Consider the following 15,959-nt stretch of genomic DNA (forward strand, 5'->3'; position numbering starts at 1 on the left):
CGTCACATCGTGCCGAGATCGTGCCGCCCCATGCCATCGCGTGTTCCGGATTTCGGACCGCTCGACGCATCAGTGCGGATTGAGCACCTCGTCGATCTGCTGGACAAGGTCGCCCGCTCCCTGCCCGTTCGACCCGGTACGGGGGACGTACGCGAGTTCCGGCGTCGGGGAATTTCTCGTGTCGAACGCGTTTTCACCGGCTTCATCCGATTCTTCGAACCGCCTCCGATGGGGAGGTATCAGGGGGTTCGGTCCCGCCGGTGGGCGGGCTCCGCCGCCGCGGATGAACCTCCGGTCGAGCCAGTCGTACAGAACGGCCGCCTCGGTGTTGAGCACCTCCGCGGGCACCGCGTGAGGGGCGTCCTCACCGAGCCCGGCCCAACGCCAGGCCAGCACGGTGTCGAACACCGGCTGCGCGATGGAACCGCCCCAGGCCATCATCGCCTGCAAGAACAACGGCCGGTCCTTGGGCGCGACCTCCAGATTCCGATAAACCCGGAACAGCCATTCGCTCTCATTGGGCGGCAGATCGCGCACCGAGTAGCCACGGGCGCGCATTTCAGAAAGCCACGAATCACCACGCGGGTTTCTTCTGTACCGGATCTCCCCGAACATTCGGGTCAGGGCGTCGCGATGGTGCCGGACCGCCCGTTCGTAGACGGTCAGGACCTCCTTGAGGTTCGATCCGGAGAAGCCTTCGCCGAGCAGCCGCTCCAGCTCCTTCGCCGGCGAGCCGGCGGCCGTCTCGGGCCGATCCTCGAAGAATCCGATGGCGGCCTCGTCCGGGGACATACCGCGGATCAGCGTCGTGTAGAGGCGGCGCAAGGCGCGATGAGCGGCACCGGCCACGGCCGTGTCCGCTTCCACGAGCCGGGTGAAGTCACGCTCGTACGCGTCCCGTACGGAGGGCCAGTCGCCGTGGCGGTAAACGTCACCCGACCTGATCGGGGCCCGCGGGACGGGATCGCTCTGAGCGGGCGAGACGATACCCGGCATCGTCCGAACGGCCGTCGGCCGATCACCCAGCAGGCCGGATGCGACGTGCGGTGGCCTCTCCCAGCGCGGCCACCGCGGCGGCACCGGCGACTCTTCGAGAGGCCGGGGCGGGCTGCCGGCCTGGCTCACGTCCGCGCTCAGGGACGTACGGGCCAGCGCCTCCCGGACCTCCTCCACCGGCATGTCCGCGAACGGATCCGAAGGCTCGGGGAAGAGCGTGCCCGCGACCAGCTCGTGGTAGGGATCGCCGAGCACCTCGTGGAGGAGGTCTCCCAGCTCGGGATAGAGCGTCAGCGTGTCGTACTTCGGGCTGTGACCGCTCAGCTCGGCGGTCAGCCGACCGGCCGCCTCCTCGGCCGTGACACGGCCCTCGTTCCGCTCCGACCGCAGCTCCTCCAGGATCCGCGTCGCGCGCCGGGCGTACCGCAGCTCGCCCATGGCACGGGCGTGCTCGACGAGCTCGTCGGTCTGGCCGAGATAGCTCGCGTCGATGTCGGCCAAGGTGGCCGAACCCCCCATGGGGTGCCCGGAAAGCCGAGCCTCCGTGATGACCGCCACGGCCCGGCCGAGCGGGTCCGGCCCCTCCTCGCTGTACTCCCAGGTCGAGGGGGCCTTGTCGTACTCCTCCCGCAGCGCCACCTGGACATCGTCCAGCGGGCCTTCCACGAACAGGTTCCGGTCGTTCCCGGGATCGACCCCGATCTTCGCCAGCCACTCACCGATCGTGAGCAGTCCCGGCCGCTCGCCGTCACCGGATCCCCGCGCCGCTCCTCGCTCGAAGGCATGGTCGACGACGAGCCACCCCCGCGCCCCGTTCTTCGTCTTGCTCCACACCACCGGAGCGACGTGATACGCCCACCGCGCCGCCGTCGGCTGGAGGGAACCCGGGACGTCGGCCGACGGCAGGCCCAGCCCGGGCTCGCCCTCCGGGGTCAACCGGCTGACTGCGATCTTGCCGACCGGCGCTCCCCACTCCAGCAGCCGCATCGCCGCCAGGTGGGCTCGAACGTTACAGCCGTCGGAGACGTGGTCGTAGGGCATCCGGACCGCGCCGAGCTCATGGTGCTGGAAGTCCAGCTCGGCCAGCCGGTCATACCAGGCGGCCGTCTGCTCGTAAGGGACCGGCTCCGGACGGGAACCGCCGAACAGATCGTCGGCGGCCCCGGCCGGCCACAACTCGTCCCACCGCTCGGAGAACCCGCCGTCATCGGGGTCGCCGGCTGAGAGCGTGTCATCGTCCGAGGTCGCGGCGTCGTCCTGCTGTGGCCACAGGCCCCGGAGATCCTGCTCGAGCGACGCTCCGAACAGTCTGCGGTACGCACCGCGGACACCCCACAGCGAGCGCAGATCCCCGTCGAGCAGTTCCAGCCGGGTGAAAGCACCCTCGACGTCCTCGCGCGCGATCGTCGTGTGCAGATCACGGGTGAACTCGACGATCCGTGGATGCGACGCCGGCGACTCCCCCGGAGCCACCGCGATCCGTCCAGGTGAGGCGGCATCGACTCCCGCGAGACCGAGATAGCGCTCGACCCGCCCGACCAGCCACGCCGGCGCCCGCCCCTGCTCCACGGCGCTGCGCACCGCCCCCACCAGCGAGACCCCGCTCGATCGCGCCCCGAACGCCTCGTCCAACGACTCGGCCGACCGGCCATCACCGACCGAACGCCGATAGCGGAGCTGCCGCATGACCGCCGCAACGTCCACCCGGCTCTCGCCCAGCAGCGCCGCGAGACGATCGGCGTGGAACGCCTCGGCCGGCCCGGCCTCCGACAGCGCGATACGTACGGTCGGGCCGTCACCGGCGGCCGGCGTCAGGTAGAGGGCGGATGAGTCCACCGAAAGCCGGTAGGGAACCGTCGCGAAATCCGGAAGCATCGGGTCGTCCAAGGCGGCGCGCAACTCATCGGCGTTGCCGACCCGGCCGAGCCAGCCGTTGTCACCGCGCAGGAACGCACCCGACTCGGGATGGAAGAAATCATCACCGAACCGCACCCAGCCCCCGGGATCCAACGCCTGCCCATCGGCGGACCCGTCCGGCGAGATCACCTCACCGTCGCCGCTGATGCGGTAGGTCAACTCCACCGGCCGCGAACCAGACCGCTCGCCCCGCTCCGGAGTCACGGCACGGTAGTACGTCAACGTCGCCGGCCGCTCCAGCCGTCCCTTCCCCTTCCCGGCGGCGATCCCGGTACCGGCGGCCGGAACGTCCGGCACGACGTGGGGACGACCGCCCCAGTGCCGCGCCCCGTTACCGGAACCCGCGTCCTCGGCTCCCGGACGCGCTCCCCCAACGCCCCGACGGGGAACCGTGACCACGAACTCGTGGCCGATCGGCCACCCCAACGCCAATGGCTCGGCCCCGACATCACGCGACCCTCCGGCCGGCCCTCCGGGCAGCACCTGCCGCGAACCCCGCCCACCGCCTGGCTCCGCAACCGGCTTCCTGGCCGTGACCGACTTCAGCGATGCCGACAGTGGCGTCTTCAGGAAGGTCTTCGCGGCGGACAGCCACGTATCCCGGACGCCGCTCGGTGCCTCGGTCCGCCGAGGTTCGCCCGGCGTGGGCGGCCGGCTCGTGACCTCGGGCGCCTCCTCGCCCGGGGCCGTCCGTGTCGCGGGGTCCGTGCCGGTGGACGGGTCGTTCTGCCGCGAGCTCTCCGCGATCACCTCGGGAAGGGCCGGGGGCACGGCTTTCGGCTCCGTGTCCGTGGCGGCGGCCTTGAGGTACTCCTTGATCTGTGCGATCAGGTTGTCGCGGTCGTCCAGGGCCTGGTCCAGTACGTCCTGGGGGATTCCCAGGCTGAGGGCGCCTTCCGTCGTGGCGCCGATGTCGGTGAGGCCGTCGACCGTCTCTTGCCTTCCCCCGGGAAAGGTGAGTTCGAGGGAGAAGGCGGCGAGTACCTTGAAGAAGTCGCGCATCTGGCGCCTCCAGATGCGTGACTCGCTGCTCATTCCCCGGGCGTCGGAGGCCGATTTCCAACGACTGTGGCTCCCACCCAGATAGCCGAGGAACTTGACCGGGATTCCCGGCTTTTCGCCAGTGCCTTTGATGAGGAATCCGGCGGTATTCCTAGATGCCTTGTAGAGCTCGTTGCCGGCGGTCTGAGTTTCATGATCGTAGTTTTCGAACTCACCGTCTTTGGAAGCGTAGATCCGCCGCGCCACGAGTGAGGCGAGTCTCACCGTCACACCGCCCGGGAGAGAAACCGTCCGGCCGCCGTTCGTGACGCCGTCATAGTGCTTCGACGATGCGAGATTGAAGAAGTCCGGCCCCAACTTCTCACGGGTGAGGGCGTTCGTGTCCGACGCCGCCGCGACATCCCGCCCACCGCCGTTCTCCACCGAGCGCAGGAGCGCCTTCATCACCCGGAAGTCGACCGGAGCGATCTCGTCCATGGCCGACGGTCTGATATTGAGCGGGATGTCCACTCTTCCGGTTTCCTTGCCGTCGAGTGTCGTCCCCTCCAGCGGAAGCAGGTAGGAGATGTCCTCGATCACCTCTCCGACGGCGGCGTGCTTGTGGACGACGGAGCCGTACGAGGCGGGCTTCCCGTTCTTCAAGAACGTGTAGGTGATGAGCGCCGGCTGCTCGAACTCCGCGAGTGCCTTGGGGCGGAAGCCCTTCATGACGAGCATGTTCCCCGCCACGCGCCCGATCTCGCCGTCCACCGTCTGCCTCGCCCCGTAACCACGCACGGAGATCGGGGCCCCCTTCAACGGCGTCGGAGTCACACCGGTGAACTGATACTGGCTGCTGGACAACAGCCCATCTTTTTGGCCGTCGATGTGGTTGGTTCGCTTGTATGACTTGAGTCCGCCGCTCAAGAAGAGTTCGCCGAGCTCGGCCTCTGTCAGCTCTCTCGCGTCCAGGATGAGGGTGTATTCGGTGGCGCCCACTCCGAACTTACGGCTCCAACCGCCGTCCTTCATCTCCACCATGGCCATCGGAGCATCCGCGACCGCCGACGACACCATGGCCGCCAGCTCGGGACCGTCCAGCTCCCGCGCGACGTACTGAAGCTCATCACCCAGGTCTTTCAGCTGCCCGAGCTTGCTGCCGTAACCGGCCTCTCCCACCATTCCTTCGCGGAAGGCAGGAGGCGGAGTCAAGTCCATCTTGGGTTGCTTGACCTTCTTCGCGAAGTCCTCAGCCTTCCCGGTCAGGTCCTCCCATTTGTTCCGCCACTCGGGATCCGCGAATATCTTATTCGGCCAGAACTCAGCGATCATTTCGCCATCGTGCTTGACGACATGCCCGTTCGGCAGCGTGACCGAGTGGCGGACCGCGGTGCGGACGAGCGCCATGTCCAGCGTATTCGTCGCCGTCCGGTAGTTCCCGTCGGTGCGTCCTTCGGACTTCGACGCGGCGGTCGCCTTCCCGGCGGTCTTCGTCGCGAGGAAGTTGCCCTCCGAAGTGCTGGACAGGTCGGGATTGTGCCCCGCCCCGGTACCGGAGATCCGCTCGTTACGTTTCTCCTGGTCGACCGTCCGGCCGACCTGCGCCTCGCGGTTGGCCTCGGCGTACGCCTTAGGGAATTTCAGGATCTGAGGTTTACCGACGGGCTCGGCAGACCATCCGACGACCCTGCCGTCGATGCTCACGTCGGTGCCCGCCGCAAAGATCCGGGACACGTCGGTGCGGAAACGCGAGTTTCCCATTCCCTTTCTGGTCGCCGTCTCATGACCGCGACCGAGGCCGGCCATCACCTTTCCCTGCAGTTCCTCCAGCTCGGTGGGGACGGCCGAACCCGCGAATTCCTTCCCGAGCAGCGACGATTCCGCGGTGGTGTCGAGCGGCCGATACGGAGTGGCTTCATCGCCGTCGAGAAGATTCTCGGCGTACCAGATGTGCGCGCCGCCCTTGACGGTGCCCATCTCGTCCTCATCGAGCCACCAGACATACCGCCCCGGGCGATCGAACAGGACGCTGTCCCCTTCGCTGCGGAGGTAGGTCATCACCGTCATCGAGGTGATGTCGCTGATCTTCTTGGTGTTCCGCCGGCTCCGGGTCTGCACCCGCTCCGCTCCCGGGTTCGGCCGCCCGTCCGCGCCCTCTGTGTAGTCCGTGCCGATGGCCTCGAACGGCATGACTTCCTTCTGGAAGGCCTTCGCGTGGAACACCGTGTTCGTGTGCGCGCCGATGTTGATGTCGATCGGCATGTACTTGTCCGACGCCCGAGGTTCGCCGCCGGTGTCGAACACCAATTTGGTCCGGATCGGGCGTATCGTGCCGTCCGCTGCCTCGAGCTCGGTGAGCGCTCCCGTGCCCAGGAGGTCGTCGATCGATCTGATCAGCGGTTTTCCCGCTATCTCGTCGACCAGGGTCTTCCAGTTCCGGTGCAGCCGGTCGTCGACGGTCAGCGCGTCACCGGTCGGGTTCAGCGTCTGCAGGTGCTGCCAGGGCGTACGCCCCTCCGGCCCCAGCGCGGCGCGGGGCAGCAGCCCCGCCTTCACGCCACCCGCGACGATGTCGTCGTACAGGTTCTCGATCCCGGTCAGCCTGACGGGTGTGCCGTGTCCCAGCCCGTACTTACCACGCATCCACCAGGTGGTGTTGTAGCGCAGCGCGTTCGAGGACTTCTTCTGCCTTTCGTCGGCGAGACTCTGCTGCTCTTCGCCGGTGAGCGAGTGCAGCTTGGTCCCCTTGACCTCTGCCTCCCGGAGCCGGATCTGGGCGCTGCCGCGCACCGGATCCAGAGCGAGGCTCGTGACCGTCCCCGTACGGTCGTCGCCGAAGCTGACGAACGGGTGATAGTCGGAGAACAACGCGTACACCTGCGAGGTGTCCTTGGCGCGGATCGCCCGCTGAATGGTCTGCAGGTGCGAATTCGACCAGGAACGGTCCCGGGTCCAGACGAGACTCAGCCGCGAACGGTCGGCGACGGTGCCGAAGAAGAGCTTGAGCTTACTGACCGTGATGAACTTGAACGTCCACTTCTTGGTGGCACCGGACGCGCTCTTCTCAATGAGCTGCTTGAGCTGGTCGAACTGCATGTTCTTGACCGGAGCCCCGAACTTCTTCGCAGCGACCGCGTCGGCGCCGAGCGCGATGTTGAGCCAGCGCTTCCCCTTCCGCAGGGGCAGGCGGGGAAGCGACTGCCAGTCTCCCGCGGCCGGCGCCGTGTGCGCGGGGACCACCAGCGAGGCGAACGCGTCCTGGTTGATGAACGCGGCGATCTCCGGCTCCCAGAACATGTACTCCTTGTCACCGAGCGCCGTACGCAGCGACTGTGAGAGGTCCCCGATGACCGTGGTCCCCTCGACGATGTAATGCTTGTTCGCCAGGTCGAGCTCTGCGACGTCGTCGCGGTCGAGTTCGATCAGGTTCCCGTCCGTGGCCTTGTCGCCGAGGTGCTTGGGCGTGTAGAGCCGCACATCGGTGATCTTCCGATCGCCGTTCACGCGCCATTCTTCATGCCGCCAACGCCCGGTTTCGACCTCGTTGATCTTCGCTGCCCAGAAAGCACGAACGACGAGGTTGTAGGACTTGTCCGCGGGCTTCATGTAGTTGTAGGAGCCCACCGAACGTTGGTAGTCGTTGCCCCCTTCCCTGCCGTAGCTGCCGCCGCCTCCCGCGGTCAGCGAGAGGGAGAAGCCGTGCTCGCCGACGACGGGCCCTCCCCGCCCCTCCGGCCCGGCCGCCCAGCCCTTCCTGCTGGTTCTCCCGGGCCCGAGGTCGGTGGTCATGTTCGCGCGCTTTTCCAGCTTGACGTCCTCCGGATCACCCACCCGGGCCGGCGACTCGACGGCATGCAGGCTCGGCTCGATGAGGTACTTCCTCCCATCGACCTCGACCGGCAGCCGCGCCCGGCGGTCCCGCAGCCCGCCGAACCCCGACCGCAGGGCCTTCAGCAGGGTCTCCCTGCTGATCGATGCGCCCGGCACCAGGTCGTTGATCCACTGGTGCAGGGCATCGAAGTCCTCCGGTGACATGTCCCGGTAGTAGGACAGCCCCGGGATGTCCTCGTTGCGATCCGCCACCTTGGCCGGGTCACGCCGGTTCGGATCGCCGCCCGGAAGAGCCGGGTTCCAGCGGCTCTCCATGGCGGCGCGCCGCAGGTCCACGCGGGACGGCAACTCCCGTGACGAGGAGGCCACCGCCTTGAGCTGAGCCGCGACCGCGCGCAGGTTCCCGTGCGTGGCCTCCGCACCGCCGAGCAGATCACGCACCAGCGGCGCGTACAGACCATCCAGGTCGAACGGCGACCGTTGGCCGCTCGCCGGGTGGTCACGCTCCTGGACCTCCACCAGCCTGGCCATGTCCTCGGGCCGCAGCGCCGAATCCGCCCTCCTGAGCCGGACCCACAACGCCGCGGTCTTCGCCGCCTTGCCTTGGTCCCCCCCGGTGTGCGCCGCCATCCGCGTCACCATCTGCTGCCACGGGTCCCCCCGCTCGCGCATCGCGGCGGCGAGCGTCGCCATGGTCGGTTCGGTGAGGCCGGACGCCGCCGCGATCAGCGACTCGATTCGCTCGCGTTGCTGTGGGTCGACCGCCTCCGGGCCGGCCAGCCTCTCCAGCATCGGAGCGAGATCATCGAGGCGTAGCCGCCCTTCCACCTGCCGGTACCGGTCCGCGAACTCCTTCTGGAAGATCTGCGACAACGCGCCGATCCCCCGGGACCACGGCCGGCTTCCGGACTCCACCACCTCTTCGACGCCTTCCGGGAACCCGTCGTAGACGTCGTGCGCCAGGCCGACGACCGTGAGCTTCTCGGCGTCGGCGGGGACGCTCCCGTCGTCGGTGAGCCGTACCGCCCGGTTCCAGCCCTCGTCGATCAAAAGTTGCCTGACCTCGGCCAGGTCACGCTGCCGCACGGGGGCCGTCGTACCCGGGTCGGTGTCCGGAACATGGTCTTGTTCGCGCTTCGTCCAGGCCAGCGGTGCCACGGCGCGTTCGGCCGCCGCGACCCAGACCCGGAGTCTGCGGTTGTACCGGGTGACCCTCCCCTCGCGCGCGGGCTCGGGGTGGTCCACCGGCGCCGTTCGGGGAGCGGGCGTGTAGCTTGCGCGCAGCCGCGACAGCGTCCGCGGTCCCCCGGCGCTGCGCAGCTCCCGCCATCGGGTCCCGATCTCGGTGACCGCGTGCGCGGTTATCTCGGCCTCGCCGGTCACGTCCTCGACCAGCCGCCGCAGCAGCGGAAGGCGGATCGGCCCCTCCAGCCTCGCCACCTTGCCCCGGTAGAGATGCCCGATCGCATCGATGACCTGCTCGAACGGGTCGGCGTCGCCCGCCCGGATCGCCGCCGCGACGTCGGGAAGGTCCCGGCGCAGCCCCTGGACCTGAGCGTCCAGCTCGCCGAGGTCCTCTCGGCCCAGTTCCGTCCGGAGCGCGTCGAACGCCGCGACCGTACGCATCGCGGCGGGCGTCACCGGACCGCGTTTCGCCGCCTTTCCGGCCAGCCCCGCGAGTTCCCGTACGCTCTCCACGGTCGCGGGCCGCCGCAGAACCTCCTGGCTCAACCGCTCGAAGTCACCCAGCCGCACCGGATCACCGTGCGGACGCACCCCCGGCTCACTGACCCGCAACGCGTCCACCAGCGCGCCCAGCGCCGCGTACGGAATGGCCGTGCGCCCGGCGGCCGAGGCGGCCGACACCTCCGCGGACCGCCCGACCGCCGGGCCCTCGGACCGCCCGACCGCCGACCCCTCGGGCCGGGCGACCGCCACCGCTTCGGACTGCACGGCCGCCGACCCCTCGGACTGGACGACCGCCACCGCTTCGGACCGGGCGACCGCCGGCTCCGCGGGTGAGGAGGTGGTCATCTCCACGGACGAGGAGACGAGCACGTTCATGTTCAGCTCGCGGTGCAGAGCGGACACGTCCCGTACGCGCCGGGCCCCGCCCGGCACCAGCCCCTTCCAGCCCACCATGGTGAACCGTCGCCACGGGTCGGCGGACGGGACCGACTCCATGGCACGCGCGGCCTTCACCGCCGCGACCGTAGGCGTGCCGGCCTTCCGGATGAGCTTGATGAGCTCCGCGGCGGCATCGGTGTTCTTCCCGGGCGCGCCCGCGCCGAGAACATCCGCGGCCATGCGATGCACGTCACCCACCTGCAACGGCGGCAGCGGGCCGGTACGGTCCTGGGTTCCGTCCCGCAGCAGCCGTCCGAGAAGGTACAGCTCGGCGATACGACCCCGCCGGCCCAGGGCGAGCTTCCCGTCCAGCAGGTGCTGCAACGCGAGCGCGTCGGGGGTGGCCGTTCTCAAGGTCAGCCGTTTCGACGCCTTGAAGCTCAGATCGATCCGCCGGACACCGATCTGGAGAGTCCGCGGCTGCCGGCCCGCGGTCGAAACCCGCCCGGCGGCCTGCTCGATGAGGCTCCGCGCCCACGTGTTCCGGTCGCGGTCCGGCGTCAGCCTCCCCTCCAGGTTGGTGAGCGTGACCTCCCGGCCCTGTGCCCGCAGATCACGGGCGGCCTGCGCCAAGTCCTTCGCGTGTTGCAGAGTGACCTCGGTGGCCTGCGGGTCCAGCGTGCGCCGTACCACCGGGAGCAGGTGCGCACGTTGGACATCCGGCAACGGCTTTCCGTCACGTGGCTCCCCGGCGACGACATCCGCGTACTCGCCGGGGACCAGCGCCACGACCGCCTCCAGCCCGTGGAACGTCTCCTCGGGGCCTTCGGCCAGGTCGACGGGGTCGGAGATCTCCTCACCGAACAGCCTCTGCATCGCGGCCTGCTGCTCGGTCTCCAGCGCGTCGCGCCGGATCTCGGTCATGACCGGGATCTCTGAGGGACGCCGCGAGATCCAGTAAGCGCGCCACAACGCGCTCAAGGTCGGCCGGCCCCTGGGGGTGAGCTCGGCATCCGGGGCGACGCCGGCGAGCGCCCTGATGTTCGCCGCCCGGTCGTCGCCCGCGGCGGAACCGAGCGCGGGCTTCAGCCTGTCGAAGGACTCCAGGCCGAGCGGGCCCTCGCGCGACGCCCGCTGGTCGAGCGAATGCACCAGGTCGGCCAGCCGGTACAACCCCAGCAACTGATCCGTCCGGCCCGGATCGACCCGCCCGTACACCTGAGCCTGCAACGCGAGAAGCTCCGTGGCACGCCCGCTGCCCAACCGCGGCGGGAACCCCAGAACCGCTCGAGCCTTCGCCTGCTCGCGGATCCCGATCCCGTGCGCCTTCGCCAGCCGGTCGAACGCGCCCCGCCGCACCACCGCCTGTACCGGAAGCACCTGGTGCCCGGCCAGCCCGACGGTCGCCGACACCTTCTCCGGCAGATCACCGGCGGCGTCCGGCCCCAGCACGCGTCCGACGAACGTCTCGACGTCATGCCGGGTCAGCGGTGAACGAACGTCCTCGTCCCCACGCGTCTGCCGGATCAGGTCGCCCAGCACGTGCAACTCACGCAACCGTCCGCTCCGGGCCAGGTCGACGCGGCCGTCCACCAGATGCTGCAGAACGACCGCGTCGGCGATGGCGTCCGCCATCGGGGTCGCCGGGTTTCGCCTGACGAGCTTCCCCCGCATCCTGGCGTACGTCTGCCACGGCTTCGCATCGGCGTACGCCTGCCGCAGCTTCCCATCGGCCTCCTCCGGGGTGAGGTGCCGATCCGCGCTCACGAGCCGGCGGGCGAAGGCCAGCCGGCTGCGACCGCTCCACCGGCCACCGGCGTCGGGCTGCCACGCGTGCTGCTCCAGCGCCGCCACCGTCAGCCGATGGCCGTACCCGTCGATCACCTGCGCCGTCCTCAGCAGGACCCGCAGGTGATCGGTGGTCACCCGGTCCGCCGCCGGATCCAGCGTCTCCCGCACCAACGGCAACAGATCATCGACACCGACCGGCCCGTCGAGCCGCTCGGCCGCCACCGGCCACCCCTCGCGCAACAACCCGACCAGATCAAAGACGTGCCGCGCCGAAACGGTGAGAGCTTCCGGAATCGCCGCGTCTTCCTGCAAGTCGTAGAGAAGCCGCTCCGCTTCCGACCACCGGAACAGATCGTGAGCACTGACCTCACGTCCCAACCCGGCCATCGCCCGCCCGACCAGGTCCACGAACTCACCGGCACTCCAGTCGTGGTCCGCACCGAACACGCCGTTCAGCACCGGCGCCAGGTCCGCCCCGTTCCGGACATCGGCGAGGAGATACTCCTCCCGTGCGATCCGAACGGTCTGCCTGAGCGCGCGGGCGGCACCGGCGCCCGGCGCCGCCGTGCCGTACACCTCTCTTATCAGCGCCCGCTCGGCCGGGCCACTGCCATCGCCCGGCGGCCGCCCACCGATCGCTTCGGCAGGAAGGATCTCATCCTGGGCCGGCACGGTCGGCGCGGCCGGGGCGGGATGAGCGGGCCCACCGGGGACCGGGCCCGTCGCCGCGTGCTGCGCGGAGTACGGCGGCACACCGTGACCCGGCGGCTGCGCAGTACTCCCCCCGGGCGGTGGAACACTTCCGGGTTCGTGCGCCCAGTCCGCAGGGGGACCTTCGAAAGGAGCGAGCCACTGATCCGGTGACGGGTACTGCTCCTCCCAGCGCCGAATGGGACCTCTGATGATGTGGGTCTCCACCCGGACCGGCCCGTTCCCGCGCGGCCGGATCATCTCCCAGCCGGCCGGCTCCCCATCATTGGGATCGGCATCCAAGTGGAGGATGCCACCCGGTCCTTCTGACGTCAGGGCGACCCGGCCCCTCGGCCGCACAATAGTGATCCCGTATCGGTCAGCGATTTCTCGCTGTAGCCACTGCCCTGTGTCCCTTAGCGAATGCTCGGCGAAGCTGGCTTCCAGCAGCACGGTCTGGTAGTTCTCAGACCGCGCCGCCTCCACGGCCATCTCCACCTCAAAGCGAGACAGTCCGTCGCCGACAACGCGCGCCGATCCGGCAGCCTGGCTTGGCAACATGTGCGCGACCGCTATCGGACCGTTGACCGGATCGTTCATCCACTGGAAGTGCTCATTGCGCGAAACCGCGCCCCACCGATCGGGGCGAAGAATGTGGTCGTCGTCGTAGCTGTAGATCACACCGACCCATTTCTCATCAGGGTCGTCGTTCACATACAAGTGTTCATCGGTACGCACACCTGGCGAAGCACCAACATGAGCAGCGGATTCAGCTCCGCCGGAGCTATCGACCCGGTCCCAAAATGCTCTGAGTCCCAAGAATACGTTATTCTCCGCTCGAGCGCTCTCTCGCGGATTCAACGGCGCAGAGAATTTGACCTCTCCCGGGAGCAACGACTCGAAAATTGGAACCAGCTTCGGCATGTTACGCCGGATCCATTTTCGGTCGTTGTGCGGCAGGCCGGTTATCAGGTCGTTACCGGCATGCCCTCCTACCCAGGCAGCGAACCCCTCCGCGAACATTTCATACTCGTTTGTGAAGGCATAGCTTTCCATGCCAATCGCGTTGTACCGTGGGCCGTTAGGTCCCTCCCCGGAAACAAGCATTTCCCGGTACGCGGCGCGCACGTCTTCCTTCTGCTCGTCACTCAGCACATGCTCATGCAGGGAGTGCGCAACCTCATGAACCGTAGTGTCCTTACCCTCCGCTTTGGGGACCATCACGCTACTGAACTCACCAAAAAGGTTTTCCTCGCTGATGCCCGTGATGAGCCCATAGTGAAGCCCCCGCACATGGTTGTACGGGGAACCACCGCTAGTGAATTTGCCATCGAAAGCGTTGAACTCCGGCAAAGATGTCAGCGTCTGATGCTTGGGCACCGGGAGGAACCGTTGCCCCTTGAGGAGCAGCGTCTGTGCAACGTCTGGATTTTGAAGCACGACCTTCAAAACCCTGTGCATGGCGGATCTCGCCGCGATCGGCCGTTCGATCCCTGGCGGAATATCGATCATGAGGTTCGTCGCCACCGCCACGAACTCCCCCAGCGCCTTGGCCCTCTCCGGCGTGCCGGCACCCGCGTGACCGAGCAACGTCCTGCGCAGCGTTTCCACGAAACCCTGATCGGTCGCCAGCCGCACCCGCTCCCACGGCCGCATCAGAGCCGGCACGGCCTCCCGATCCCGCGGCGGCATCTTCGCCAGGTCGAGCGCCAGTTCAACGGCCTTTTCCGAAGAGACTTCCTCAGGGCGCAGCCGCAGCCACCCGAGATCGTGAGGCGTCGACGCCCCCGAATGGACGGTCGGACCCGCCGCCGACGGCGGCGAATGGCGTGGTGGACCCGGTACCGTCGGTCGGGATGGCGCCGCCAACGGCTGGACGGAAGCCGCCGTACGACCGGCGGTCCCCTCCGACCGAGCGGCCGGGCGAGAGCCGGCCACCGGCGAAGTGGCCGGACGCGCGGTCCGGGAATCACTCGCCCGGGCAGCGCCGGAGTGGGCGGCCTTCCCCTCCTCGATGGGCCGACTCAGAGCGGCGGTGTCGAAGCGTGCCGCTTCCTTGCCCTTCTGGCCTGCTCCCTGCAGTACCTCTCCGATGTGCTCGGCCTGAAGCGTCGCCACGGACACCGCGTCGACGTCCGGCACGTCCACGTGCGTCCGCGACGACGCGTCGGTGAACGGCGAATTCTCCCCGTGCGTCGTCAGTACGCTCGGCGGGCGCGTGGCCGTGTGCGCCCCGCCGCCCGGTTCCCGCAGGGCGTCGCCGGAGCCTTCTCTGGGCGGGCCCATGGCGATATCGGGAAGGGTCGGTGTCAACCCGAGCCGCCTTATGTACCGGGCGGCCATCGGGGGCAGATAGCGGGCGGTGGCGCCGGCGCCGATGTTGAGAAGTCCGGTCTTCCAGTCGAAGGACATGTTCTCGGGGTCGAAGATCGCCGTCTGCACGAACGAGGAGAACACGCCGTTGACGAAGTCGCTGGCGGCGTTTCCCAGGCCCTGTGTGGCATAGCGACGCAGGCTGTGCCGCGCCTCGTCGAGGGAGCGCGTGATCGCGATCGGGTACCGCCGGGTCAGGGCGTCACGCAGCGGCGCGCTGAAGTACGCCGTATGGTTCTTGAAAGCATCGGTGAGAAGCGGTGGGATATTCGCCTTTTCAAGATCAGCGAGGTTCAGGGCGATCTTCTTGCCGAAATCGGAGCCGATCGCCTTCGCGGCATCACTACCGAGCCTGTTTCCGTCGGAGTCGACAAGATCGGCGAAATGTTTGGCGAACAGGTCGCCGTAGCCGTTCGCGAGCGCGTCCACCTTTTCCGGCTTGAGCGCGGGTGGCGGGTGGTCACCCATCGACGTGAGGTTCGGCGCGTGGTCCGCCACGAGGCCGGCGAGGTCACCCGAGAATCCGTCCCCCGGAGAGGAGCCCTCTCCAAAAGCGCCGGGCGGAAGATCATCGAAGATATGTTTGAGATCGTTCTGGAGAACGGACTTGACGTCGGTGACGAAGCGATTGACGAGATTCCTCACCATGACGTCGCCGATACCGAAGATGGCACCGCCGGCCGCACCGCCGATCCCCATCTCCAGCAGGTCCTCCCCGTTGACCCCCCGGCCGGAGGCCAGGTCGGCGGTGATGGCGAGGCCCTCCGCCATCGCGGTGCTGATGGCCACGGGACGGCCGACGTTGTCGACCAGCCACTTGAGGAGGACACGCCAGAACGCCTGGGCCTCGGCCACGTTCTCCTCCGCCGCCGCCTCCGAGGCGCCGCCGGTGAAGTACGCCAGAATCGCCGCGACCACCAGCTCGATGAAAAGCTCCGCTGCCTGGGCCAGCAGGAGAATCTTGGTGAACGAGACCTTGCCGTTGGTGTCGCCGAGCATCTTGCCGATGTCCAGCGCGTTGGTACTCAGCTCCTCCAGCGGCCCCTCACCGGAAAGGAACTGCTTGCGCATCGCCTGCGTGAAGTAGTCGACCCATGCGCCGGCCCCGGCGCTGTTCACGCCGCCGATCGCGTTGAGTATGTCCTTTGGAAGGGTCTCTCTGACCGTCGCGGCAAAGGCCGTGAAGTCATCTTCCAGCTTGGCGCCGGTACTGATGCTGTACGCCGGAAACGAGGTGGCGCAGATGAGTTCCACGATCCAGCGCAAACCCGGCGGGATCTCCGGATCGGGATAAACCTTGGCAGACACGTCAG

Annotated in this window: 1 protein-coding gene; it reads right to left on the reverse strand. The window is 68.3% G+C overall.

The window, feature by feature from the left end:
* Positions 1-69: 69 nt before the first annotated feature.
* The gene (locus tag ABEA10_RS12260; protein ID WP_345461887.1) at positions 70-15,954 is read right to left on the reverse strand and encodes a protein-glutamine glutaminase family protein; all 15,885 of its coding nucleotides are present in this window, start codon (positions 15,952-15,954) and stop codon (positions 70-72) included.
* Between the last annotated feature and the right edge of the window lie 5 nt (positions 15,955-15,959).

Origin of the sequence: Actinoallomurus oryzae (assembly GCF_039541955.1) — a bacterium.
Taxonomy (GTDB): Bacteria; Actinomycetota; Actinomycetes; order Streptosporangiales; family Streptosporangiaceae; genus Actinoallomurus; species Actinoallomurus oryzae.